General features: G+C 67.8%; 20 protein-coding genes. 9 read left to right on the top strand and 11 right to left on the bottom strand.

Annotated features, from left to right (window positions below; all coding sequences use genetic code 11):
* Window positions 1–78 precede the first annotated feature (78 nt).
* Window positions 79–1,203, top strand: a complete 1,125-nt coding sequence (gene dinB, locus PYV00_RS00910; RefSeq protein WP_275226356.1) for a DNA polymerase IV — start codon at window positions 79–81, stop codon at window positions 1,201–1,203.
* Window positions 1,204–1,325: 122 nt separating this feature from the next.
* Here dinB and PYV00_RS00915 read toward each other — a convergent pair whose 3' ends face one another.
* The 4 genes from PYV00_RS00915 to PYV00_RS00930 all read right to left on the bottom strand — a co-directional run bounded on the left by PYV00_RS00915 (window position 1,326) and on the right by PYV00_RS00930 (window position 3,612).
* A complete protein-coding gene (locus PYV00_RS00915) occupies window positions 1,326–1,808 on the bottom strand; it encodes an NUDIX hydrolase (protein ID WP_275226357.1) in 483 nt (160 codons plus the stop codon).
* A complete protein-coding gene (locus PYV00_RS00920; RefSeq protein WP_275226358.1) occupies window positions 1,796–2,413 on the bottom strand; it encodes a 6-phosphogluconolactonase in 618 nt (205 codons plus the stop codon). The genes PYV00_RS00915 and PYV00_RS00920 overlap by 13 nt, the downstream gene beginning before the upstream one ends.
* 99 nt (window positions 2,414–2,512) lie before the next feature.
* Window positions 2,513–2,971 (bottom strand): Dps family protein, encoded by a 459-nt coding sequence (locus PYV00_RS00925; protein ID WP_275226359.1) that lies wholly within the window; start codon window positions 2,969–2,971, stop codon window positions 2,513–2,515.
* Window positions 2,972–3,054: 83 nt separating this feature from the next.
* Window positions 3,055–3,612, bottom strand: a complete 558-nt coding sequence (locus PYV00_RS00930; RefSeq protein WP_275226360.1) for a hypothetical protein — start codon at window positions 3,610–3,612, stop codon at window positions 3,055–3,057.
* Window positions 3,613–3,743: 131 nt separating this feature from the next.
* On the opposite strand from PYV00_RS00930, the gene otsB reads away from it, so the two are divergent.
* The 4 genes from otsB to PYV00_RS00950 all read left to right on the top strand — a co-directional run bounded on the left by otsB (window position 3,744) and on the right by PYV00_RS00950 (window position 8,247).
* Window positions 3,744–4,532 carry a trehalose-phosphatase gene (otsB, locus tag PYV00_RS00935; RefSeq protein WP_275226362.1) on the top strand — a complete coding sequence of 263 codons (789 nt, stop codon included), beginning with the start codon at window positions 3,744–3,746 and terminating at the stop codon, window positions 4,530–4,532.
* A complete protein-coding gene (locus tag PYV00_RS00940; protein WP_275226363.1) occupies window positions 4,529–6,313 on the top strand; it encodes a glycoside hydrolase family 15 protein in 1,785 nt (594 codons plus the stop codon). The genes otsB and PYV00_RS00940 overlap by 4 nt, the downstream gene beginning before the upstream one ends.
* Window positions 6,314–6,324: 11 nt before the next feature.
* The gene (otsA, locus tag PYV00_RS00945; protein ID WP_275226364.1) at window positions 6,325–7,713 is read left to right on the top strand and encodes an alpha,alpha-trehalose-phosphate synthase (UDP-forming); all 1,389 of its coding nucleotides are present in this window, start codon (window positions 6,325–6,327) and stop codon (window positions 7,711–7,713) included.
* 288 nt (window positions 7,714–8,001) lie between these two features.
* Complete coding sequence (locus PYV00_RS00950) at window positions 8,002–8,247, top strand: hypothetical protein (protein ID WP_275226365.1); 246 nt, start codon at window positions 8,002–8,004, stop codon at window positions 8,245–8,247.
* 160 nt (window positions 8,248–8,407) lie between these two features.
* On the opposite strand, the gene PYV00_RS00955 is transcribed toward PYV00_RS00950, so the two are convergent.
* The 7 genes from PYV00_RS00955 to PYV00_RS00985 form a co-directional block, all read right to left on the bottom strand.
* The gene (locus tag PYV00_RS00955; protein WP_275226366.1) at window positions 8,408–9,718 is read right to left on the bottom strand and encodes a UDP-glucose dehydrogenase family protein; all 1,311 of its coding nucleotides are present in this window, start codon (window positions 9,716–9,718) and stop codon (window positions 8,408–8,410) included.
* A gap of 59 nt (window positions 9,719–9,777) precedes the next feature.
* Complete coding sequence (locus PYV00_RS00960) at window positions 9,778–10,803, bottom strand: NAD-dependent epimerase/dehydratase family protein (protein ID WP_275226367.1); 1,026 nt, start codon at window positions 10,801–10,803, stop codon at window positions 9,778–9,780.
* A 60-nt stretch (window positions 10,804–10,863) separates the two neighbouring features.
* Entirely contained in the window at window positions 10,864–12,249 is a 1,386-nt protein-coding gene (locus PYV00_RS00965; protein WP_275226368.1) for a nucleobase:cation symporter-2 family protein, read from the bottom strand.
* A 14-nt stretch (window positions 12,250–12,263) separates the two neighbouring features.
* A complete protein-coding gene (locus tag PYV00_RS00970) occupies window positions 12,264–13,625 on the bottom strand; it encodes an 8-oxoguanine deaminase (RefSeq protein WP_275226369.1) in 1,362 nt (453 codons plus the stop codon).
* Window positions 13,626–13,663: 38 nt separating this feature from the next.
* Window positions 13,664–14,776: a purine nucleoside permease gene (locus tag PYV00_RS00975; protein WP_275226370.1), complete on the bottom strand. Its 1,113-nt coding sequence runs from the start codon at window positions 14,774–14,776 to the stop codon at window positions 13,664–13,666.
* Between the two features lie 67 nt (window positions 14,777–14,843).
* Window positions 14,844–17,303, bottom strand: a complete 2,460-nt coding sequence (locus tag PYV00_RS00980) for a TonB-dependent siderophore receptor (RefSeq protein WP_275226371.1) — start codon at window positions 17,301–17,303, stop codon at window positions 14,844–14,846.
* Between the two features lie 224 nt (window positions 17,304–17,527).
* Window positions 17,528–19,033: an adenosine deaminase family protein gene (locus tag PYV00_RS00985; protein ID WP_275226372.1), complete on the bottom strand. Its 1,506-nt coding sequence runs from the start codon at window positions 19,031–19,033 to the stop codon at window positions 17,528–17,530.
* Window positions 19,034–19,336: 303 nt separating this feature from the next.
* Between PYV00_RS00985 and PYV00_RS00990 the strand changes: the two genes are divergently transcribed.
* From PYV00_RS00990 to PYV00_RS01005, 4 genes are all read left to right on the top strand, one after another.
* A complete protein-coding gene (locus tag PYV00_RS00990) occupies window positions 19,337–20,278 on the top strand; it encodes a LysR family transcriptional regulator (RefSeq protein ID WP_275226373.1) in 942 nt (313 codons plus the stop codon).
* Between the two features lie 80 nt (window positions 20,279–20,358).
* Window positions 20,359–20,892 (top strand): phosphoribosyltransferase, encoded by a 534-nt coding sequence (locus PYV00_RS00995; RefSeq protein ID WP_275226374.1) that lies wholly within the window; start codon window positions 20,359–20,361, stop codon window positions 20,890–20,892.
* 41 nt (window positions 20,893–20,933) lie between these two features.
* On the top strand, window positions 20,934–21,512 hold the full coding sequence (locus PYV00_RS01000; RefSeq protein ID WP_275226375.1) for a TIGR00730 family Rossman fold protein: 579 nt from the start codon (window positions 20,934–20,936) through the stop codon (window positions 21,510–21,512).
* 203 nt (window positions 21,513–21,715) lie between these two features.
* Window positions 21,716–23,593: an ABC-F family ATP-binding cassette domain-containing protein gene (locus PYV00_RS01005; protein ID WP_275226376.1), complete on the top strand. Its 1,878-nt coding sequence runs from the start codon at window positions 21,716–21,718 to the stop codon at window positions 23,591–23,593.
* Window positions 23,594–23,757: the final 164 nt, after the last annotated feature.

Genomic DNA, 23,757 nt, shown 5'->3' on the forward strand with positions numbered 1-23,757 from the left:
GCAAAGCAGGGGCAGTGGCTAGGGCCATTTCGCGCGCGCGATGCGGCTTTTCGTCTCGCGCTGGGCTATGGCACGCGCATGTCTTCGCCCGACGACCATCCCGGCGATGCCGATGAAGACAACGCCGGCATCCGCAAGATCATCCATGTCGACATGGATGCCTTCTATGCCAGCGTCGAACAGCGCGACGATCCGACGCTGCGCGGCAAGCCGGTGGCGGTGGGCGGATCGTCGGGACGCGGCGTGGTCGCGGCGACAAGTTATGAGGCGCGCGCCTTCGGCGTCCGCTCGGCCATGCCCTCCAGCCGGGCGGCGCGGCTGTGCCCGGAACTGATCTTCCGCAAGCCGCGCTTCGAGGTCTACAAGCAGGTGTCCGACGCGATCCGGGCGATCTTTCGCGATTACACGCCGCATGTCGAACCGCTCTCGCTCGACGAAGCCTACCTTGACGTGACCGCCGATCTTCGGGGCATCGGCTCGGCCACGCGCATTGCCGAGGCGATCCGCCGCCGCATCCGCGAGGAAACCGGGCTGACCGCCAGCGCCGGGGTTTCCTACAACAAGTTCCTGGCCAAGCTGGCCAGCGACCAGAACAAGCCCGACGGCCTGTGCGTGATCCGCCCCGGCGAAGGCGCGCAATTCGTCGCGACGCTGCCGGTGCGGCGCTTCCACGGCGTCGGCCCGCGCGGCGCCGAGAAGATGGCGCGGCTGGGCATCGAGACAGGCGCGGACTTGCGCGCGAAGGATATCGCTTTCCTGCGCCAGCACTTCGGCAGCTTCGCCGAATACCTGTTCCGCGCCGCGCGCGGCATCGACCTCAGGCAAGTGCGCGCCAACCGCCCACGCAAATCGGTGGGCGGCGAACGCACCTTTTTCGAAGATATCGAGGATGCCGAGACCTTGCGCGAGACGATGGGCCACATCGTCGACGTGGTGTGGGACCGGATCGAGCGCGCCGGGGCGCATGGCCGCACGGTGACGCTCAAGCTGCGCTACGCCGATTTCCGCACGATCACGCGCGCGCGGTCGGTGGCGCAGCGGATCGCCGGCAAGGACGAGTTCGCCCGCATCGGCCACGCCCTGCTGGCCGAGCTGATGCCCCTGCCCCAGCCGATCCGGCTGATGGGCCTGACGCTGTCCGCGCTCGAAGGCGAGGAGCGCGCGGCGCCGCCGGAGCGCGACGGCCAGCTTCCGCTGTTTTAGGAGTTGATGCCCAGGCCGGGATGCAGCGCCCGCCCGCTCAGAGCCTGTTTGGAAATGCGCCATTCGGCGCAAGGCCGCACCGGCCTTGAAATGCGATCTTCCGCGCATTTCCAAACAGACTCTCAGGCTTCCTGCTCCTGCCACGCCGCCACCCAGCCGTGCAGGCCCTTCCCGCTGCGCGGCGCCAGATCGGCGGGCAAGGCGGCGAGCGCGAAGAAACCGGCTTCGCACACCTCGCGATGATCCGGGCGCGGCGTGCCGACGCAGCGGCCGACGACGACGTGGACGATATTGTGCGCGCCGTGCGGATGCTCGATCAGCCGGGCGACCTCGCGCGCGCGTTCGAGCGTGCAACCCGCTTCCTCGAACAATTCGCGCGATGCGGTTTCCAGCGGATCTTCGCCGCGCGCCATGCCGCCGCTGGGCGCCTGCCATTGCGAGGTACCGTAGGACTGGCGGATCAGCAGCACGCGCCCCTCGCCATCGAGCGCGACGATCCGGCAGCCCTCCACCGTCGGGCGCAGCAGCCGCCAATAGACCGCGCGAAGCAGGAAAGCGAAGCGATAGAGCGCGCGGTGCAGCGGCGGCGGAATCAGGTGAAGCATGTCACCCGTGCCGCCGCCGCCAGGAGCCGCGCCACGGGCAAGTCGTTGCCGCCGGACGCGGCCTGTTCGAACAGCGCGCGCTTGTCCGCGCCGCGAATCACGAAGACGATCCCGTCGCTGTCGAGCAGCGCGGGCATGGTCAGGCTCACCCGGTCGAACGGCGCTTCGGGCGGCAGCGGATCGGGCGTGATCCGGCGCACGCGCAGCGGATCATCGACCTGGGGATCGGTATTGGGAAACAGCGAGGCGATATGTCCGTCCGCGCCCATGCCCAGCCAGGCCAGCGCGAAACGCGGCGGCCGCGCGTCGGGCGTCAGGGGCACGATCCGGGCGCCCGCCGGCTCCAGCCGCTCACGGATGCGGCCGACGTTGCTGGCCGGATGATCCTCGGGAACCAGGCGGTCATCGCCCGGCCAGACCGCGATGCGCGACCAGTCGAGCGGCGCCTCGGCAAGCCGGGCCAGGATCGGAAACGGCGTTGAGCCGCCAGGCACGGTCAGCGCGATCTCGCCCGGGGCGGCGGCAAGCGCGGCAGCGATGCGCTGTTCCAGCCAGCGGGCGATCGCCGCGTCGTCGGCATCGGCGATGATGTCAGGTTCGGCCATGGTGGCCAGCCTATCACCAGCCGCCGGGCCTTGCACCTGTTTCGCCGCGCCGAACCCGCCGCGCGCGCGGCGCGACGGGCGGTATGGCGGATCATCGGCTCAGGCGGCGATTTCGCGCAGGAACCAGGCGCGCTGTTCGGCCTGATCGGTCCAGTCGTCGACCGCGCCCTCGGTGGCGTTGTCGCCCGCCTCGCCGGCGGCGGCCTTCACTTCGCGCAGCTTGGCGACATAGGAAAGGTTGTCGGCCAGAAGCTGCTTCACCATCGCCATGGCATCAAGCGAGGTATCGTCCTCGTCGGCGATCTGGGTCTTGGCGGCGATCGCGCCGATCGACGTCATCGTCGTGCCGCCCAGCTTGCGCACGCGTTCGGCGAGGAGGTCGGTCAGCGCGAAGATCTCGGTGGCCTGGGTGTCGAACAGCAAGTGCAGATCGTGGAACTGCGGGCCGCGCACATGCCAATGGAAATTCTTGGTCTTCACATAGAGCGCGAACGTATCGGCGAGCAGGCCATTGAGGCTGTCGATCAAGGCACCCGTGGAGTTGTCTTTGCTGGTCATGGTGAGTCCCTTTCCGTTGAGTTGAACCCAGTATCGTGATGGACGGCGCAGATGAGAAGGGGGTTGGCGATCGGTTTTTCCGATCAGAGCATCCCCCTTGCGCGCATCAGCACGATAAGAGCGGCCAGCAGCAGGACGAGCCCGACGATGCGCCGCCCGATCCGCGCGCCTCTGGACGTCACCACCTCGGGCAACGCCCAGCCGGCGGCGACCAGCGCGATGCCGCCGATCGACCCGGCCATGCCCGCCGGGATCGCCGCGCCGGTACCCACCGCCACGCCGAACACCAGGAACCGCGCCGCGTCGGTGAACTGGTGCGCGGCCAGCACCAGCGCCAGCGCGCCCAGCGAATGGGTCGGCTCGCGCGGGCTGGCCCGCGGGGCGAGGATCATCGATTCGAGCCCCGCCAGGCCCAGCGCGATCGCCGCCAGGATCGGCCGGGCTTGCGGCCCGAGCAGCGGAATCACGTAAGTGGCCGCCCATGCGGCGAAGCTTGCCGAGGCGATGCAGACCAGCGCGCCCGTCACCAGCACGCCAGGCCGCGCGCCCTGCCGCAGCACCAGCCCGGCAACCGTGACCTGATCGCGCGCGCCGATGCCCGAAAGCAGCACCGCCAGAAGAGTGAAATAGAAGCTAGCCACGTGCCTTGCGATTCCCCGCCGCGCTGGCCCGCCCGGCCGCACGCGCTGTCCATCCCCGGCGATAGGGCAGGATGCACCTGCAATTCAATCGCGCTTGGGCACCAGAGCCGATCCCGTGCATTGTGTGCCGCATGAAGGCTGGCCCCGAACACCCCCTTGTCCCCGCGCCCCTTGTCCCCGCGCCCCTTGCTCCGCCGCCGCTGCCGGGGGCGGGCGATGCGCTGTTCCTCGATTTCGACGGCACGCTGGTGGAGATCGCCGCGCACCCCGACGCGGTCAGGGTGGCGCCCGGATTGCCCGCGCTGATCGAAAGCCTGCGCATCCGACTGGAGGGCCGGCTCGCCATCGTCAGTGGCCGCTCGCTCGCGAGCCTGGACCGCGCCCTCGGGCCGATCGCGGTGGCCATGGCCGGATCGCACGGCGGCGAATTCCGCGAAGCCGGCGCGCGCGCGGCGATCGCGCTGGCCGAACCGGTCCCCACGGCCGTGGTCGCGCGCCTGCACGCCGTGGCCGCAGCACTGGGTGGCCTGCTGGTGGAGCAAAAGCCGTTCAGCGCCGCGATCCATTACCGCGACCGGCCCGAAGCCGAAAGCGCGGTGCTCGCCGCAGCACGCGAACTGGCGCGAGCCGAAGGGCTGGCGCTGAAGCACGGCAAGATGGTGGCCGAACTGATCATGCCCGGATCGGACAAGGGCAGCGCCGTCGCGCGCTACATGGCCCTGCCCGGCTTTGCCGGCGCCCGCCCGCTCTTCGCCGGCGACGACACGACCGACGAGGATGCCTTCGCCGCCGTCGCCCGGCTCGCTGGCGGCGGCATCCTGGTGGGGCCGATGCGGCACACGGCGGCGCGCTGGCGCCTCGACGGCGTGCGCGAGACGCACGCCTGGCTGGCCGCCGCGCTGGGGGAGGAGCCGCGATGACCTCGCTCGAACTCTGGCCGATCGGCAATTGCCAGGTCAGCGGCCTGATCGACGAGACCGGCAGCATCGTCTGGGGCTGCGTGCCGCGCGTCGATGGCGATCCCACCTTCTGCGCGCTGCTGCGCGGCGAGGACGGGCATGAGCTGGGCACCTGGCGCTTCATGCTCGAAGGGCAGTGCAAGGTGGAGCAGGAATACCTGCGCAACACGCCGATCCTGCGCACGCGGCTGGAAGATGAACTGGGCGGCAAGGTCGACATATTCGACTTCTGCCCGCGTTTCGAGCGCCTCGGCCGCATGTTCCGCCCCGTCGCCTTCGCGCGGATCGTGCGCCCGGTCGCGGGATCGCCCCGGCTGCGCGTGCTGTTGACGCCGATGAACGGCTATGGCGCCGCGCAGGCGCCGATCACCCACGGCACCAACCATATCCGCTACCTCAACGATCGCCATGCGTTGCGGCTGACTACCGACGCCCCGGTCGGCTACGTGCTGGACGAGCGGCATTTCCGCGTCGAGAGCGCGCTGCATTTCTACCTCGGCCCGGACGAGCCCTTCGTCGGCAATGTCGGGCGCGAGGTGGAAGCCATGCTGCAGCAGACCGAGGCCTATTGGCGGCTGTGGGTGCGGGGCCTGGCCACTCCGCTCGACTGGCAGCAGGCGGTGATCCGCGCGGCGATCACGCTGAAGCTGTGCCAGCATGAGGAGACCGGCGCGATCGTCGCCGCGCTCACCACCTCGATCCCCGAGGCGCCGAACTCGCGGCGCAACTGGGACTATCGCTACTGCTGGATTCGCGATGCCTATTACACGGTGCAGGCGCTCAACCGGCTGGGCGCGCTCGACGTGCTGGAAAAGTACCTCGCCTACCTGCGCAACCTGGTCGACGATGCCCACGCCGGGGTGATCCAGCCGCTCTATTCGGTCAGCGGCGCGCGCGAGATCATCGAATGGGAAGCCGAATGCCTGCCCGGCTATCGCGGCATGGGGCCGGTGCGCATCGGCAATGCCGCCTATTACCAGCTGCAGAACGACTGCTATGGCCAGATCATCATCCCCAACATCCAGGCCTTTTCCGACCATCGCCTGCTGCGCATGGCCAATGCGGAGGATTTCACCAGCCTGGAAAAAGTCGGCGAGATGGCGTGGCAGCTGCACGACCAGCCCGATGCCGGCCTGTGGGAACTGCGCACCCGCACCGCCGTCCATACTTATTCCAGCGTGATGAGCTGGGCCGCCTGCGACCGGCTGGCGAACGCGGCCGAACTGCTTGGCCTCAACGATCGCGAGGCGCTCTGGCGCACGCGCGCCGACGCGATCCGCGCGCATATCGACCAGCAGGCCTGGTTCGCCGAGGGCGGCCATTATGCCGCCAGCTTCGGCGGGCAAGAGCTTGACGCCAGCCTGCTGCAACTGGTCGAGCTGCGCTATGTCCATGCCGCCGATCCGCGCTTCCAGGCGACGCTCAAGGCCGTGGAAAAGACCCTGCGCCGGGGCGAGCACATGCTGCGCTATGCCAGCGAGGACGATTTCGGCCTGCCCGAGACCGCGTTCAACATCTGCACGTTCTGGCTGATCGAAGCGCTGCACCTCGATGGCCGCGACGAAGAGGCCAAGGCGCTGTTCGAGGCGATGCTGGCCCACCGCACGCGCTCGGGCCTGTTGTCCGAGGACATGGACTTCGAAACCGGCGAGCTGTGGGGGAACTTTCCGCAGACCTATTCGCTGGTTGGTATCATCAACTGCGCCGGATTGCTCTCGCGATCCTGGGGGGACTGGCGCTGAGGGGGAGTACAATGAGCAGGCTGATTGTCGTTTCGAACCGGGTCTCGGTGCCCAATTCCCAAGGCGCGGCCGGGGCCCAGGGCGGCCTTGCCGTCGCGCTCAACGCCGCCTTGCGCGAGCATCGCGGCATCTGGTTCGGCTGGTCCGGGCAGGAGACCGAGGAATTCACCGGCCACCTCGACATGCAGCGCAACGACGACGTCACCACCGCGACGATCGACCTGGAGCCCCAGGACATCGACGAATACTACAACGGCTATGCCAACCGCACGCTCTGGCCGCTGTTCCACTACCGCATCGACCTGACCGAATACGATCGCAGCTTCGGCGAGGGGTATCAGCGGGTGAACAATCGCTTCGCCGACAGCGTGCTGCCGCTGATCGAGCCGGACGATCTGGTCTGGGTGCACGATTACCACTTGCTGCCGCTCGGCTCGCTGCTGCGCGCCAAGGGCGTGACGAACCGGATCGGCCTGTTCCTGCACACGCCGTGGCCGCCGGCCCGCCTGCTCGTCTCGCTGCCCAACCACGAGCAGCTGGTCACATCCATGCTGCAATACGATCTGATCGGCTTCCAGACGCACGAATGGCTGGAAAGCTTCCTCCACTATATCGAGAAGGAGCTGGGCCTGACGATCAACCCGGACGGCTCGATCGACTACGAAGGCCGCAACGTGCAGGCGCAGGCGTTCCCCATCGGCATCGATTTCGACGAATTCGTCGAAGGGGCGCAAAGCGCCGCCGCCCGGGAGGCGCATGACCGGCTGCGGGCCAGCGCGGGCGATCGCAAGATGCTGATCGGGGTGGACCGGCTCGATTATTCCAAGGGGCTGGGCGAACGGTTCGATTCCTTCGGCCGCTTCCTCACCGACAATCCCGAGATGGCCAAGGACGTGGTGCTGCTGCAGATCGCGCCCCCCTCGCGCGAGCTGGTCGCCAGTTACCAGCAGATCCGCCACGATCTGGAGCGCAAGGCGGGGCACATCAACGGCGCCCACGCCGATGTCGCCTGGGTGCCGATCCGCTATGTCAACCGGGGCTATCCGCGCGACGAACTGGCCGGGTTCTATCGCGCCGCCGACATCGGCATCGTCACCCCCTTGCGCGACGGGATGAACCTGGTCGCCAAGGAATATGTCGCGGCGCAAGACCCCGACAACCCGGGCGTGCTGATCCTGTCGCAGTTCGCGGGCGCGGCGCTGCAAATGGCCGATGCCCTGCTGGTCAATCCGCACAGCGCCGAGGACGTGAGCGAGGCGATCAAGCGCGCGCTGGCCATGCCGCTGGCCGAGCGCAAGCGCCGCCACAAGGCCCTGCTCAAATCGGTGCGCGAGGAGAACGTCGCGCGCTGGCGCGAGGATTTCGTCAACGCGCTGTACAGCAAGGAAAAAGTCGCGTGATGGGCCTGGCTCTCACCGGGATGAGCCGATGCAGAAATGCGTGGAAGAACGCATTTCGTATGGGCGGGATCGGCGGCGCCATGCGCCAGAAAGCGCGCTTCAAGCCAAATCCCCAGCGATTATTCATCACTTGTCATTAAAACGTATCTCGCGTGCAACCGTTATATAATCTATGGCGTTTATAGGATTTGGGAGAGTGGCGGCGGCCCCTCAGGGCTCTGGGGCGCAAGCTTTCAGGCCCTTGACGCGAGACAGTGATTGCCGGAACCGGCGCGGAACGGACTTCAGATGGCCATTTATGGCGAGTGTATCGGCGCTCATTCGAGAGCCGCGGTTACGATATCGGATCTGGACGATACGGGATGCGACCTGTTCCCGGATTCCGGCACGCCCGTGCTTGGCGACTGCGCGCTGTGGATCGGTGCCGTGGGGCCCTTCGAAGCGACCGCGATCCCGCGCGACAACGGCCACAGCGCCGCGCGCTTCAAGGAACCGCTCGATCGCAAGATCGTCCATCACTTCAACTGCGGCTGAGGCCGACCACCGACCCCGCCATATCCTTCCCCTGTAGGGGGAGGGGGGCGCAGCGGTGGCGGAGGGGTATCACCGCCAGCGGGGAACCCCCCCTCCGTCAGCCTCGCGGGGCGCCCCCCTCAAACGGGGAGGACTTTGCCCGCCTGCCGGCGAACGGGCGTCAGGCCCTGCCGACGGACGTGTAGCTGAAGCCTTCGGCGCGCACGTCCTCGGGCTTGTAGATGTTGCGCAAGTCCACCAGCACCGGCGCGTTCGCCAGCGCCTTCACCCGGCCAAGGTCCAGCGCGCGGAAGGCGTCCCATTCGGTGACGATCACCACCGCGTCCGCCCCGGCGATCGCGGCATAGGGATCGCTCTTCATCTCCACTCGGGGCAGCAGCGGGCGCGCCTGTTCCATCCCCTCGGGATCGAACGCGGCCACCGACACGCCCGCGTCCTCCAGCGTCTGCGCGATCGCGATCGCCGGCGAATCGCGCATGTCGTCGGTGTTGGGCTTGAACGTCAGCCCCAGCAGCGCCGCGCGCTTGCCCCGCGCCTTGTCCGCCCCGCCCAGCGCCTCGATCACCTTGCGGCCCATCGCCCGCTTGCGGCTGTCGTTGACCTTGGCCACCGCCTCGACGATGCGCAGCGGGCTGTCATAGTCCTCCGCCGTCTTGAGCAGCGCCAGCGTGTCCTTGGGAAAGCACGAGCCGCCATAGCCCGGCCCCGCGTGCAGGAACTTGCCGCCGATCCGCCCGTCCAGCCCGATGCCGCGCGCCACGTCCTGCACGTTGCCGCCCACTTTCTCGCACAAGTCGGCCATCTCGTTGATGAAGGTGATCTTGGTCGCCAGGAACGCGTTGGCCGCGTACTTGATGATCTCGGCCGAGCGGCGGCTGGTGAACAGGATCGGCGATTCGTTGAGGAACAGCGGGCGATAGACCCCGCGCATCACCTCGCGCCCGAAATCGTCCTCGGCGCCGATGACGATCCGGTCCGGCCGCTTGAAATCGCCGATCGCCGCGCCTTCGCGCAGGAACTCCGGGTTCGAGACCACCGCGACGCGCCACGGCGTGCCGCTTTCGGCCAGGATCCGCTCCACCTCGTCCCCCGTGCCCACCGGCACGGTCGACTTCGTCACGATCACCGCGTCGTTCGCCAGCCGCTCACCCACCTCGCGCGCCACCGCGTGGACGAACGACAGGTCGGCATGGCCATCGCCCCGCCGCGAGGGCGTGCCCACCGCGATGAAGATCGCGCTCGCCCCCGCGATCCCCTCGCCCAGGTCGGTGGTGAAGGTCAGCCGCCCGGCCTTGACGTTGCTTTCCACCAGCGCTTCCAGACCCGGCTCGTAGATCGGCATCACCCCAGCCCGAAGACGGTCGATCTTCGACTGGTCCTTGTCGATGCACACCACATCGTGACCGAAATCGGCAAAGCACGCCCCAGATACCAGGCCAACATAGCCCGAACCCACCATCGCGATCTTCATGCTGTCCTCATCCGGTCAATTGACGCGGAAACAGCCCCTACACGCGGGGCGCGGCCGATTCAAACCCCGCGCCCGAGCCCATGATAATCGCGAAACCAGGTGACGAAGCGCGGCACGCCCACTTCGATCGGCGTGGTCGGGGCATAGCCGGTGTCACGCGCGATCGCGGTGATATCGGCGTAAGTGGCGGGCACGTCGCCCGGCTGCATCGGCAGCATCTCCAGCTCGGCCTTGCGGCCGCAGGCATCCTCCAGCACCGCGATCAGGCGCATCAGGTGCTCGGAGCGGTTGTTGCCGATGTTGTAGAGCGCGTGCGGCTTGACGCTGCCGCCGGGCTTGGCCGCGCCGTCATCGGCGGGCGGCCGGTCAAGGCAGGCGATGACGCCGGCGACGATATCGTCGATATAGGTGAAGTCGCGGTGCATCTCGCCATGGTTGTAGACCTCGATCGGCCGGCCGGAGAGGATGCGGTCGGTGAACTTCCACATCGCCATGTCGGGCCGGCCCCAGGGGCCATAGACGGTGAAGAACCGCAGGCCGGTGAGCGGGATGCGGAACAGGTGCGCGTAAGTCTCGCTCATCAGCTCGTCCGCGCGCTTGGTGGCGGCATAGAGCGAGACGGGATGGTCGGTGCGGTCCTCCACCACGAAAGGCAGCTTCGCGTTGCCGCCATAGACCGAGCTGGAGCTGGCATAGACCATGTGCGCCACGCCCCGCGCGCGCGCCAGTTCCAGCATGTTGACGTGGCCGGCCAGGTTCGATTGCACGTAGGCTTGCGGGTTCTCCAGCGAATAGCGCACGCCGGCCTGCGCGCCCAGGTGGACGATGCTGGCGAATTCGCGCGCGCCCAGCGTCCGGTCCAGCGCGGCCATGTCGGAGAAATCGAGCTGCTCGAAAGTGAACAGGTTGCCGAAGCGCTCCGCCAGACGGCCCAGCCGCGCGCGCTTGAGCGAGACCTGATAGTAATCGTTGAGATTGTCGATGCCGATCACCGGCTGCCCGCGCGCCATCAGCGCCTCGGCCAGCGCCGCGCCGATGAAGCCGGCGGCGCCGGTGACGAGAATTGCGGGGGTGTCCGATGCCATGATGCCTCCCATAGCGGCAAGTCGTACCCCGCCGATAGCCCGCCGTGCTTGACGGAGGGTTTACGCCCGCGCCTTGCCGGTGCGGCCCGGCACGATCAGGTTCAGCGCCACCGCCGTGCAGGCCGCCGGCAGGACGCCCGAGGTCAGCAGGATGCGCAGGGTTTCGGGCACATGCTGCAAGGCTTCGGGTTCAAGCTGGAGCCCCAGCGCCAGCGAGAGCGAGACGCCGAAGATCAGCATGTTGCGCTGGGTCCATGCGACGCCCGAAAGCATCGCGGTCGCGGCCGAGGCGACCATGCCGAACATCACGATCACGCCGCCGCCCAGCACCTCGATCGGGATCGTGGTGATGAGCGCGCCGATCTTGGGCGCGAGCCCGCAGACGATCAGGAACAGCGCGCCCACGGTGACGACGTGGCGGCTCATCACCCCGGTGATCGCGATCAGCCCGACGTTCTGGCTGAAGGTGGTGTTGGGCATTGCCCCGAACACGGCTGCGAGCGCGGTGCCGACGCCATCGGCGCAGACCGCGCCCGAAAGCTCGCGGTCGGTCGCCGGGCGGCCGGCGCTGCCTTCGCAGATCGCATCGACATCGCCGATCGATTCGATCGAGGAGACAAAGCCCGTCAGGCAAAAGCCCACGATCGCCGAGGCCGAGACGGCAAAGCCGAAATGGAACGGCGTGGGCAGCATGACCCAGCCCGCCGTCGCGACCGGATCGAAGCTGACCCGCCCCATGGCCAGCGCCACGCCGTATCCGGCGGCAAGGCCCAGCAGCACCGCCGCGTTCGACCAGATGCCGCGCCCGAAGAAGTTCAGCCCCAGCGTCGTCACCACAACCACGCCCGCCAGCAGCCAGCTTTGCCACGCGCCGAACGCGGGCGTTCCCACCGCCGGCACGCCGCCGGCCGCGTATTGCACCCCGATCCGCATCAAGGAGAGGCCGATCATCAGCACGACGAGGCCGGTGATCATCGGCGGCAGGGCAAAGCGGATGCGCCCGACGAAAAAGCTGAGCCCGGCGTGCAGCAGCCCGCCGAACAGCGCCGCCGTGGTCAGCGCGGCCATGGCCTCCACCCCCTTGCCCGCGACGATCGGGATCATGATCGGGATGAAGGCGAAGCTGGTGCCCTGCACCAGCGGCAGCCGTGCGCCGATGGGCCCGAAGCCGATGGTCTGGAGCAAGGTGGCGATCCCGGCGAACAGCATCGCCATCTGGATCATGTAGATCATCTCGCCGGTATCGGCCGAGCCATAGCCGAAGCCCGCCGCGCCCGCGACGATGATCGCCGGCGTCATGTTGCTGACGAACATCGCCAGCACATGCTGGATGCCCAGCGGGATCGCCACGGCCATGCCGGGGAAATAGTCCGGGTCGCGCGCCTGTTCAGGCGTGAGCGCGCCGGGAAGGGCGGCTTCGGCGGAGGAGAGGGGCGCAGCGGTCATCGCAACCTTTCGTTTCAGGCCAGGCTCATCAAGCGGGTAAGCGACGCGCCCGCCGACCGCAGCACTTCGTCGCGCGAGACTTGCGCAAGATCGCCATCGCGCACCACCGCGCGTCCTTCGACGAAGACGTCGCGCGCGCCGGGCGGCGGGGCGAGCACCAGCGCGGCGACCTTGTCCCACGCGCCGAGCGAGCCGGGGCCGGTCATGTCCCATACCGCAAGGTCGGCCCGCTTGCCCGGTTCGAGCGAGCCGCAATCGCGCCGCCCCAGCATGTGCGCGCCGCCGCGCGTGGCGATGTAAAGCGCCTCGCGCGGGTCGAGCGCGTCCGGGCCGCCCGTCACGCGCTGGAGCAGCATCGCCTGGCGTGCTTCCATGAGCAGGTTGCCGCTGTCGTTCGAGGCCGATCCGTCCACCCCCAGCCCCAGCGGCACGCCCTGCGCCAGCATCGCGCGCACCGGCGCGATGCCCGAGCCGAGGCGGCAGTTCGAGCCGGGGCAATGCGCGACGCCGGTGCGGGTGCGGGCGAACAGGGCGATCTCCTCCCCGTCGAGCTGGACGCAGTGCGCGTGCCACACGTCCTCGCCGGTCCAGCCCAGGTCCTGCGCATACTGGCCGGGACGGCAGCCGAAGCGGGCGAGCGAGAAGGCGACATCGTCGGCGTCCTCGGCCAGATGGGTGTGCAGCATCACGCCCTTGTCGCGCGCCAGCAGCGCGGCATCGCGCATCAGCCCCTGGCTGACCGAAAAGGGCGAGCAGGGCGCGACGCCGATGCGGATCATCGCGCCGTCGGCGGCATCGTGATAGCGGTCGATCAGCCGGATGGCATCGGTCAGGATCGCCGGTTCGTGTTCCACCAGACTGTCGGGCGGCAGGCCCCCGTCGCTCTCCCCCACGCTCATCGCACCGCGCGTCGCGTGGAAGCGGATGCCGACGGTGCCTGCGGCCGCGATCGAATCGTCGAGCGTCACGCCGTCGGGAAACAGGTAGTGGTGATCGGAACTGAGCGTGCAGCCCGAAAGCGCCAGTTCAGCCAGGCCCAGCTGCGTGGCGGCGAAGACGTCCTCGGGCCGGTAGCGCCCCCAGATCGGGTAGAGCCGCTGGAGCCAGTGGAACAGCGAGACGCTCATCGCGCCGGGCAGCGCGCGGGTCAGCGTCTGGTAAAGGTGGTGATGCGTGTTGACGAGGCCCGGCGTCACCACGCAGCCGGCCGCGCCGATCACCTCATCCGCCTCGGCGATCAGGGCCGCAAGCTCCCGGGTGGTGCCCACCGCCGCGATCACCCCGCCGCGAAAGGCGATCGCGCCGCCGGCGATCTCGCGGCGCGCATCGTCCATGCAGACGATCCGGTCGGCGTCGCGGATGACGGTCAGGCGCATGGGGCGCTAGCGGCCCGTCCGCGTCGGCGGCCGCGCCGTCATCGCGGTTCGCTGTCCTTATAGCGGCCCCAGTCGGCCAGCAGTTCGTCGATCACTTTCGAGCCGACCAGGTACAGGCTTTCGACCGCGGCCTGCAGCCCGGCATAGCCTTCGTTCTCATGCAGCAGGTAAGTGGCCGCGTCCTCGCCGGGCGGCGGCATCGTGTAGTTGCTGCCCGCGCGCAGCACCAGCACGCGGTCCTTGTCGGCCCGACCGATCCGATCGAGATAGGTCAGCGACTGGACCACGCCGGTGTCTTCCATGGCGGACGTGACGAATTCGCCCTTGCCCGATGTCCAGTAATCGACCCAGCCATTGGCCCAGTCGGTCAGCAGCTTGCCGTGCCAGAAGGTCATGGCCGAAAGCTGCTCCCCCTCCAGCACGAAAGGCGGTCTTTGCGCGTTGGGATAGCCGGCAAAGCGCGCGCGCTCGGCCGCGATGGCGGGCGAATCGGGCAGCTTGACGTCCCTGGTCAGCCGATAGGCCCAGGACACCAGCGCGGGATTGAGTGCGAACATCTCTCCGCCCGAGGGATCGGGCGGGGTCGCGGTATCGTTGGGCCCCTTGGTGTGGCGCGGGAAATAGCCGGTCTTCCAGTCTTTCGGGATTTCGCGCGCGTCGATCTCATGCGCCAGATCGCCATCGACCACCCAACGCGCCCAGGCGGCCGAGCCGATCGAGGCATCCTGCGGGTCGATCCCGGCGATGCCGGCGACCAGCCAGTAGGCATGGGTCAGGTCGAAGCGCGGATCGAGCCCGAGCGCCATCGTCGCCGCGCTCGACCGGGCGGTGCCGATGCCCGTGACCATCGCCAGCACCTGGGTCTTCGGGTCATAGTAGAGGTCATGGTAGGATTGCGGGAAGGGGATGCGCATGTCGAGATGACGGCGCTCCTTCCACAGCTGGAACTCGCCGGCGGCATCGCCGCTGTCCGCGCCGATCTCGAACAGCGTCACCACCACCACCTTGACCGGCAGCGGATGCGCGCAGGGCCCGCCCGGCTGGCAGGCGGCAATATCGGGAGCGGGCGCTTTCGCCGCCGCTCCGTCCAGGGGCGCAAGCGATGCCGCCATGGCCGCTATCGTGATCGACGCCCGGATCAGAAGATGCATTGTGATCGGCTCCCTCACTGTTGCGGGGGCGCGGGGTGCCGGTGATCGGGCACCCCGCGCCGAGGGATCAGAACTTGTACTTGATCGAAGCCTGCCAGCTGCGCGGCAGTTCCGGCTTGATGTTCTGCGAGGCGTAAAGCTCGACGAAGTTGGCGCGGAAGTACCGCTCGTTCAGCGCGTTCTTGAGGTTGAACTGGAACAGCCAGTGATCGGTCTCATAGGAAACGCCAAGGTCGACCAGCGTATAGGCCGGCAGCCGCAGCGTGTGCGGATAGTCCGCCCACATCGAACCGACGTGATAGGCGCTTGCCGTCAGCGCGATGCCGTTGTCGAAGGCATAGCTGGCCGTGCCCGAATAGATGTTCCGGGGTGTGGGACGCTCGGCCATGCTCTTGTCGGCAAGCGGGACGAGGCCGTTGGGCGCGGCGCCCAGGATCAGCGTCGGGTCGATGCCGTTTGCGGCCAGCAGATCGGCGCCGTAGTAGTAGAAGAACACGCCGCCGCCGTTGAGGAACGCCTGGTTGACCACCTTGGTATGGGTATAGGCCGTGGTCAGCAGCAGGTGCCGGTTGACGGACCAGCGCATCTCGGCCTCGATGCCGGTGGTCTTGATCGCCTGGTTCACGGTGAGCGACTGGATCGAATAGTCGGTGCGGTTCTGCTTGTAGATCGACAGGGCCGCATAGAGCCGATTGTCGAGCCAGCTGCCCTTGATGCCGCCCTCGTAGAGCTTCGAGGAAGTGATCCAGCTATCGCCATAGACATTGGAAGGATCGACTTCCGCGCCCTGGCCCGTGATGATGACCGACTGCTTGGCGATCGTGGCATAAGGGATCAGGCCGAAGGGCAGCTTGTAGTTCGCGCTGGCCGTCCACGACCATACGCCCTTGGTGTCCTTCTGGAGATTGGTGCCGTCGGCCCGGTTGGGCGTGTTGACCGCTTCGAGCGGGATGTTGACGCCGAACTGGGTCGGATCGATTTTCGGCAGGACCGCGGTGGACGATACGCTCATGCGGTCATAGCGGCCGCCCAGCGTCACATCGAGGCCGAAGGCGAAATCGAGGTCGGCCAGCAGGCTGAACGCGGCGTCGGTATAGTGGCCCTGGAAATAGCTCGAATATTCCGAATCGGTCTGCGTCGAAAGCAGCCGGGTGGAAAGCGGCGTATAGCCTTCGGTCAGATCGACACGGCCGAAGTATTCATAGCCGAAGTCGTCCGCGTGCTTGAACTTGGTGTAGCGGATCGACGGAGCGGCCTGGATCGAGAAAGTGCCAGCGTTGCTGGTGAACTTCTTCGAGATGACGATCTTGTCCTCGATCACATAGGAATCGGCGAACTGCGAGAAGCCATAGGCGTTCTCGTTGCTGTTCTTGTAGCCATCGTAGAACAGTTGGTTCTTGATCTCCAGGTCGTTGCCGCCGTCCCAGATCAGGTCGGCGTAAAGCGTCTTGGCGACGTTGTTGAGGAAGTCGTTCGGGCCGGTCAGCGTCTTCCGGCGGCTCAGCTTGGTGGTGCCGACATTGGTCAGGCCGGAATCGGGATAGAGCGTCGCCAGGCAGGTGTTGTTGAGGCCGAAGGCGAAGGGAACGTCGAACGGCGGATCGGTGCAGAAGGCGCCGCCGAACGTGCCCAGGCCCAGGCCGCCGTTCGCCGCGCGCGCCTCGGCCGGGGAGATCTTGCCGTCGCCATCGGTGTCGAGCGGCTTGGCCTGCCCGGTGATATAGGTGCCGTTGTCGATAAGCTCCTGCGTCACGCGGTTCCAGCCGCCGTTCTGCGTGCCCTTGTAATTGTCGTACATGCCGCCGAACTCGATCCGCAGATCGGGCGTGATGTCGGTGTCGAACGAGGCCTGGATCAGCGTCTGGCGCGTCTTGATATAGTCATAGTAGCTGTCCGAGTCGGTCAGCTCGCCGTAAAGGCTGTAGCCGAACTCATGCTGGCCGATGCTGCCCGGTCCGACGACGCTGGCCGAGAGCATGTTGTTGTTCCAGCTGCCGCGCGTGTAGGTGAATTCGGCTTTCGGCTCGGCAAGGTAGGAGCCATTGCCGGCGCGCGCGCTCTTGGGCACGAAGTTGATGTAGCCGCCGGTCTTGGCCGGCCCCATGATCGGCGAGGCGGGGCCGCGCACGATGTCGATGCGGTCCGCGGCGCCGATCGGCGTGGGATAGTTGCCCGGGTTGTCGAGCCGGCGCAGGCCGCGGAAATAGACTTCGCCGGGCGTGCCGCGGATGTCGAGCGAGCCGCCGACGCCGAAGAACGAGTTGGTGAAGGTGCCCGGCGCCTGCGCGATCAGATCATAGATGCTGGTGACGCCGAAACGCTCGATCTGCGCCTGGCTGACGGTGGAGACCGAACGCGGCGTCTCGGTCAGCGTCTTGTCGAAGCCGAACACGGTGCCCACGTCCTTGAGCGGCAGCGCGTCGAGCGAGCCGGTGACGACGATGTCCTCCTTCGGATCCTCGCTTTCCTGCGCGAAGGCCGGCGCGGTCAGCGCGGTGCAGCCCAGCAGCCCCGCCACGCCTGCCATCAACGATCTCTTCAACCGCCCATGGCGCGCTGCAATCTGAAAACCCGGATCGGCGATGCTCTTCTTTGTCATGCGATAACCCCCTGATTGAACCGAAGCCCGGCTGCCCTGAGCCGGTCCCGGTCCTTGCTGTCGTTGCCCTCTCCAACATTCGTTATAAGCCTGCTGCACTGCAGCATGACATATGGCGTCATCGCCGCGAAGCGGAAATGGCGCATAGGCCCTCAGGGCATGGCCCCCCTCGGGAACTGTCCCACGCTTTGCTCAAACCTGTCGAACCGCGCTTCCAGATCGGCCTGGAGGCGCGCCTTCTCGCTCGTCTTCACCAGGGCTGCGGCGTCCGGTGCCGGTATGCCCGTTCGCCCGTCGCGCCACAGGCTGGCGCCGGGTACGAAGGCATATTCCAGGCTCGCGCGCGCCAGCGCCTTGAGGTCGGGATAGCGCAGACCCTGCTCGCTGGCGGCGCGCTGGTATTCGTTGGTCATGTCGGAGCGCAGCACGCCCATGTCGTCGGTCGAAAGCACCATCGGCACGCCCATGCTGCGATAGAGGCGCAGCGGATGGTCGCCGCCCTTGATCCCCAGGATCACGGCCGCGCTCGACAAATTGACTTCCACCGCGATGCGCTCGCGCGCCATGCGCGTCATCGTCGCGATGGCGTCGTCCTCGAACGCGATGTCGGTGCCGTGGCCGATCCGCCGCGCGCCGGAGGCCACGGCTCTGGCGATGTGATCGCGCAGATCCTGCGGGCGGACGAGGCCCAGCGTCAGCTCGCCGGCGTGCATCGTCACCGGCACGTCGGGATATTTCGCTTCCAGGAAGCGGAACATCGCCATGTGCAGGTCATAGTCGCGCAGCGCGATCGGATCGTCCTCGGGCTGGACGATGTTGATGCCGACGAAGCGCTTGTCCTTGCGGGCGAGCGCGAAGCCGGCGATCAGCGAACGGAACGCCTGCCGGGGCGGCACGCCGCGCCAGGCGAACGTCAGGTAATGCACCGCGACCCCGCAAGCCGGATCGGCCTTGCCGGTGCCGCAGGCGAGCGTCGCGGCGGCGGCGGCCTCGTCGCGGTCCAGCTCGGTCACGGCCCGGTCGAGCAGGGGGCCTAGCGTGCCGCTTTCGCGCGCGTAGAACGGGGCCAGCCCCGCTTCGTCGAGCGGTTCGTCGCTGGCGGAAAGCGCGTATTCCACCAGCGCGCGCGGATTGTGCATCAGTTCCAGATAGCTGACCTTGTCGCGCGCCGCGCCGCGCCGGGCGACCGCCATCCACTGGCCGACATCGGCGGCATAGACCGGACCGAACCTGTCGAAGCTGGAAAAGAACTGGGTGTGGCCCGATGCCTCGTTCGCGCCGACGCCGTGCTGCACGCCGCGCGTCGAAAGCGAATCGATCAGCCGCGCGAACGCGAAAGGCCGGCGCTCGCCCAGCGCCTTGACCGTGCGCTCGGCCGGGCAGGGCGGGGCGACCAGCAGCAGCCCGGTGTCGTCCACGCACAGGCCCGCGCGCGCGGCCACTTCCAGATAGTCCTCGGCATAGGGCGTGCCGCCCAGATGGTTGTGCAGGTCGCCGCCCTTGGGCATGGCCTGAAGGAACACGCGCAGCCGCGCCGGATTGCTGGCCAGATCGTCAAACACCGCCGATGCGGCCGCCTCGCTCGCCGCGTCGGCATGGGCGGCGCTGGCGCAGAACGCGGCGAAAGCGGCCAGCCCGGCAAGGAGGGCGCGCTTCACCATGGCGCAGCCCGCGCGCGGCCCAGGTGCGTGCCAATTCGCGACGTCATCGTATCCGGCCCCGTCCAGGCGGGCACCCCGCGCTTCCGCGCCGGCGCCGGGCGATCATGCCCCGGTCTTCCCCCGCGAAACCCAATCCGGAATGCGCCGCCACCGCGCGATCGGGCATCGTTACGCATTCCTTGCGACCCTCGAAGACGCCGCCTGCCCTCATGCATTCGGTGTTCGATCCGTGGTAAGGACTTGACTTGATGCGATCAAACGCAATGAATCCCACGCACCGTTGCAAAAATTAGAGCACGTATGCCCGCCTTTTCGCGTTTCCTTCGCTACTTCATGGCGGTCGGCCGGCTCGGCTCGATCCGCAAGGCGGCCGACGAGCTGAACGTCTCGGCCTCGGCGATCGACCGCCAGATCCTCAATGTCGAGGCGGACATCGGCATGCCGCTGTTCGAGCGGCTGCCCACCGGCCTGCGGCTGACCGCCGCGGGCGAGATCATGATGGCGGCCGGATCGCGCTGGCACAAGAACATGGTCGATGTGCGCGCCCAGATCGAGGATTTGCGCGGGCTCAAGCGCGGGCATGTCGAGATGGCGATCATCGATGCGCTGGCCAAGGGCTATATCCCCGCCGCGATCGCCGCGATCCAGAGCCGCTATCCGGGCATCACCATCGGCGTGAAAGTGCTGGAGAACGATCTGGTGCGTCGCGCGGTCGCGGCCGGCGAAGTCGATTTCGGCATCCTGTTCGAGCCGCAGTCCTATCGCGACCTGACGGTGCGTGCCTTCGTCGAGGTGGTGCTGGGCTTCATCACGCCGGCGGGCCATGCGCTGGGCCGGCAAAGCGAGGTGCGCTTTTCCGTCTGCGCCGGATCGCCGCTGATCGTTCCGGCCGAGCCGCTGGCGGTGTGCCAGCAGATCGCCGTGCTGGAAGGCGCCACCGGCATCGAGCTGCACCGCAAGGCGACATCGGACAACATCCAGATGGTCACGTCGCTGGTGCTGCAGGGCCTGGGCATCGGCATCCTCACCTCGCTCGACGTCATCACCGAAGTGCAGCGCGGCCTGCTTGCGTTCACCCGGATTTCCGACCCCTTGCTGCGGCCGATGACGCTGGCGCTGTGCACCGCCTCGGCCCGCACGCCGTCCTATGCGGCGGGGATCGTGCTCAACGAGATCGAGAACGGCTTTGCCCGGCTGAGCTATCCCGCATCGATGCAGGGCGGCGGGGAAGACGGGGAATGATGTGCCGAGCCCGATTGCCCAAGCGCGGCGAACCCGATAACCGATAGGCTTTCCCGCATTCCGCACAGGATTCGCGACGCATGAGCCAGACCGCAGAGCCCCAACTCCACTACCTCGAATACTACGAGGACTTCCTGGCGAAAGTCCGCCTGCTGTCGCGGCAGATCGAGCAATCCGGCTGGCTCCCCGAATTCGTCATCGGCGTGGGGCGGGGCGGGCTGGTGCCGGCGGTCTATATCTCGCACCAGCTTGAATTGCCGATGCTGTCGATCGACCATTCGGCCAAAGTGCCCGGCTTTGCCGATGAGCTGCTGGCGAAAGTCGCGGCGATGAGCGCGGCGGGCACGCGCCTGCTGTTCGTGGACGACATCAACGACAGCGGCGGCACTATCCAGTACATCCGCGACCTGCTGGAAGCGCGCGGCTGCGCCAACGGCAACTTGCGCTTCGCGGTGATCATCAACAACCAGCGCTCCAGGGTCGAAGTCGATCTCTGGGCCGAGATGATCGACCGTGACGAGGACAAGCGCTGGTTCGTCTTCCCGTGGGAAGCGGTCGGCACGCGCGAATCCATCGTGGAGGAAGCGCTCTCGGTGCCCGAGCGGCTGTCCTGAGCGCGGGCGGCGGCGAAACGGGCCGGGGCGCGCCGGGAACCATGCGCATCTGCGTCTTCCTCGGCTCGTCGCCGGGGCACCGGCCGGTCTATCGCGAAGCCGCCGAGCAGTTCGGCACCCTGCTGGCGCGGCGCGGCATTGGCCTCGTCTATGGCGGCGGCACGGTCGGCCTGATGGGCGTGATCGCCGATGCGGCCAGCGCGGCGGGCGGCGAGGTGATCGGCGTGATCCCCGAGGCGCTGCGCGCGCGCGAGCACGATCACCAGGGCATCACCGAACTGCACGTCGTCCAGACCATGCACGAGCGCAAGGCGCTGATGGCCAAGCTTTCCGACGGCTTCGTCACGCTGCCCGGCGGGATCGGCACGTTCGAGGAGATGTTCGAGGCCTGGTGCTGGTCGCAGCTCGGCTATCATGAGAAGCCTTGCGGCCTGCTCGACGTCAACGGCTTCTACAGCCGCATGTCGGCCTTCATCGACCATGTCGTGGCCGAAGGCTTCCTCCAGCCCCGGCACCGCGCGATGATGCTGATCGAGAAGGAACCCGAAGCCCTGCTCGATCGCATGGCCCATTACCTCGCGCCGCCGACCGAGCACTGGCTGCGCGACGAGGATATGTAAAAGGCCCATAGCACGCTTCCACGCCCTTCTCTCCCCGCCGGGGAGAGATACGCAGGCTTGTCCCCGCGAAGGCGGGGATTAGCCGAAGTTGAGAGGGGCGGGGCCTGCCACTGCCGCTCCCCCAACCCTCTCCGCCGAACGGGCGAGGGCCATGGGCGTTCGCAACGTTTGGGCTTTGCCGCCGCACCTGCTAGGCGCGCGCCATGCTGACGATCCGCGACATCACCGTGCGCCTTGGCGGGCGCGTCATCCTTGACCGTGCCGCCGCGACGATTCCCTCCGGCGGCAAGGTCGGCCTGATCGGGCGCAACGGCGCGGGCAAGTCCACGCTGGTCAAGGCGATCATCGGCGAGATCGAGCCCGATGGCGGCGGCATCGAGATGCCGCGCCGCGCGCGGCTGGGCTATATCGCGCAGGAAGCGCCCAGCGGCGAACGCACCCCGTTCGAGGCGGTGCTCGACGCCGATGTCGAGCGCAAGGCGCTGCTGGAAGAGGCCGAGACCTGCACCGATCCGCACCGGCTGGGCGATGTGCATGACCGCCTGCTGGCGATCGACGCCTACAGCGCCCCGGCGCGCGCGGCGCGCATCCTGGTGGGGCTGGGTTTCGACGAGGCGGCGCAGGCGCGCCCGCTCGACAGCTTCTCGGGCGGCTGGAAAATGCGCGTGGCGCTGGCCGGCCTGCTGTTTTCCGCGCCTGACGTGCTGCTGCTGGACGAGCCTTCGAACCACCTCGACCTGGAAGCCTCGCTATGGCTGGAGAACTTCCTCCAGTCCTATCCCGGCACGCTGATCGTCATCAGCCATGAGCGCGACCTGCTCAACACCGTGGTCGATCACATCCTGCACCTGCAGGGCGGGCGGCTGACGCTGTATCCCGGTTCCTACGACAGCTTCGAGCGCCAGCGGGCCGAGCGTGCCGCGCAAGTCGCCGCCGCGCGCGCGCAGCAGGAGGCGCAGCGCAAGAAGCTGGCCGATTACGTGGCGCGCAACAGCGCGCGGGCCTCCACCGCCAAGCAGGCGCAGTCGCGCGCCAAGATGCTGGCGCGGATGCAGCCGATCGCGGCGATGATCGAGGACCCTTCGCTGAGCTTCGATTTCCCCAGCCCCGAGGAACTGCGCCCACCGCTGGTGACGCTCGATCTCGCGGCGGTGGGCTATGCCCCGGGCGAGCCGGTGCTGCACCGGCTGAACCTCAGGATCGACCCGGAAGACCGCATCGCCCTGCTGGGCCGCAACGGCAACGGCAAGACCACGCTGGCGCGGCTGATCGCCCGCCAGCTGGAGCCGATGGAGGGATCGGTCCATTTCTCGGGCAAGATCCGCATCGGCTATTTCACCCAGTATCAGGTGGAGGAACTGCCCGCGGGATCGACCCCGCTGGAACTGATGACGCGGGCGATGGAAGGCAAGCCGCCGCTGGCGGTGCGCGGCCAGCTTGGCCGCTTCGGCTTTTCCGGCGATCGCGCGACGGCCAGGACGCACACGCTTTCGGGTGGCGAGCGGGCGCGTCTGGCGCTCGCGCTGGTGACGCGCGACGCGCCGCATCTGCTGATCCTGGACGAGCCGACCAACCACCTCGATGTCGATGCGCGCGAGGCGCTGGTGCAGGCGCTCAACGCCTACGAAGGCGCGGTGATCCTGGTCAGCCATGACCGGCACATGGTGGAACTGGCCGCCGACCGGCTGGTGCTGGTCGATGGCGGGCTGGCGCAGGACTATGCCGGTTCGATGAGCGATTACATCGACTTCGTGCTCGGGCGAAACCAGCCGCGCGGCGATGACGGCAAGGGGCCGACCAAGGCCGAGCGCAAGTCCGGCGCGATCGCCCGCGACGAGTTGAAGGCCGCACGCAAGCGCGTGACCGAGGCGGAAACGCGGCTCGCCCGCCTGCACGCGCAGCTCACCGCGCTCGATGCCGCGCTGGCCGATCCAGCCGGCGCGAAAGGCGATCTGGCGAAGCTGACGATCGGCGATCTGGGCAAGCGCCGGGTCACGCTGGCGGGGGAACTGGAAGAAGCCGAAGCGCGCTGGCTGGAAGCGAGCGAGGCGCTGGACGCCATCATGGGCAAGGTGGAATAGAGGCGGGAAATCCCGCTGTTCTCTCCCCCTCAGGGGAACGATACGCAGGCTTGCGCGAAGCGAGCTAGCCGGAGTTGAGAAGGGGATGGGAGCCCTGACGCGCCCCTCACCCAGCCCTCTCCCCTAAAGGGGAGAGGGTTATTGGAAGGATCGCGGAAACGCCG

Origin of the sequence: Novosphingobium album (ex Liu et al. 2023), assembly GCF_029076845.1 — a bacterium.
Taxonomy (GTDB): domain Bacteria; phylum Pseudomonadota; class Alphaproteobacteria; order Sphingomonadales; family Sphingomonadaceae; genus Novosphingobium.

Excerpts from the sequence above, each read along its gene's own strand:
- PYV00_RS00970 (WP_275226369.1), bottom strand. The coding sequence starts at position 13,625 with ATGCGCCTGACCGTCATCCGCGACGCCGACCGGATCGTCTGCATGGAC.
- PYV00_RS01000 (WP_275226375.1), top strand. The coding sequence starts at position 20,934 with ATGCGCATCTGCGTCTTCCTCGGCTCGTCGCCGGGGCACCGGCCGGTC.
- PYV00_RS00995 (WP_275226374.1), top strand. The coding sequence starts at position 20,359 with ATGAGCCAGACCGCAGAGCCCCAACTCCACTACCTCGAATACTACGAG.
- PYV00_RS00940 (WP_275226363.1), top strand. The coding sequence starts at position 4,529 with ATGACCTCGCTCGAACTCTGGCCGATCGGCAATTGCCAGGTCAGCGGC.
- otsB (WP_275226362.1), top strand. The coding sequence starts at position 3,744 with ATGAAGGCTGGCCCCGAACACCCCCTTGTCCCCGCGCCCCTTGTCCCC.
- PYV00_RS00950 (WP_275226365.1), top strand. The coding sequence starts at position 8,002 with ATGGCCATTTATGGCGAGTGTATCGGCGCTCATTCGAGAGCCGCGGTT.
- otsA (WP_275226364.1), top strand. The coding sequence starts at position 6,325 with ATGAGCAGGCTGATTGTCGTTTCGAACCGGGTCTCGGTGCCCAATTCC.
- PYV00_RS00965 (WP_275226368.1), bottom strand. The coding sequence starts at position 12,249 with ATGACCGCTGCGCCCCTCTCCTCCGCCGAAGCCGCCCTTCCCGGCGCG.
- dinB (WP_275226356.1), top strand. The coding sequence starts at position 79 with ATGTCTTCGCCCGACGACCATCCCGGCGATGCCGATGAAGACAACGCC.
- PYV00_RS00920 (WP_275226358.1), bottom strand. The coding sequence starts at position 2,413 with ATGGCCGAACCTGACATCATCGCCGATGCCGACGACGCGGCGATCGCC.
- PYV00_RS00960 (WP_275226367.1), bottom strand. The coding sequence starts at position 10,803 with ATGGCATCGGACACCCCCGCAATTCTCGTCACCGGCGCCGCCGGCTTC.
- PYV00_RS01005 (WP_275226376.1), top strand. The coding sequence starts at position 21,716 with ATGCTGACGATCCGCGACATCACCGTGCGCCTTGGCGGGCGCGTCATC.
- PYV00_RS00980 (WP_275226371.1), bottom strand. The coding sequence starts at position 17,303 with ATGGCAGGCGTGGCGGGGCTGCTGGGCTGCACCGCGCTGACCGCGCCG.
- PYV00_RS00975 (WP_275226370.1), bottom strand. The coding sequence starts at position 14,776 with ATGCATCTTCTGATCCGGGCGTCGATCACGATAGCGGCCATGGCGGCA.
- PYV00_RS00955 (WP_275226366.1), bottom strand. The coding sequence starts at position 9,718 with ATGAAGATCGCGATGGTGGGTTCGGGCTATGTTGGCCTGGTATCTGGG.
- PYV00_RS00925 (WP_275226359.1), bottom strand. The coding sequence starts at position 2,971 with ATGACCAGCAAAGACAACTCCACGGGTGCCTTGATCGACAGCCTCAAT.
- PYV00_RS00915 (WP_275226357.1), bottom strand. The coding sequence starts at position 1,808 with ATGCTTCACCTGATTCCGCCGCCGCTGCACCGCGCGCTCTATCGCTTC.
- PYV00_RS00990 (WP_275226373.1), top strand. The coding sequence starts at position 19,337 with ATGCCCGCCTTTTCGCGTTTCCTTCGCTACTTCATGGCGGTCGGCCGG.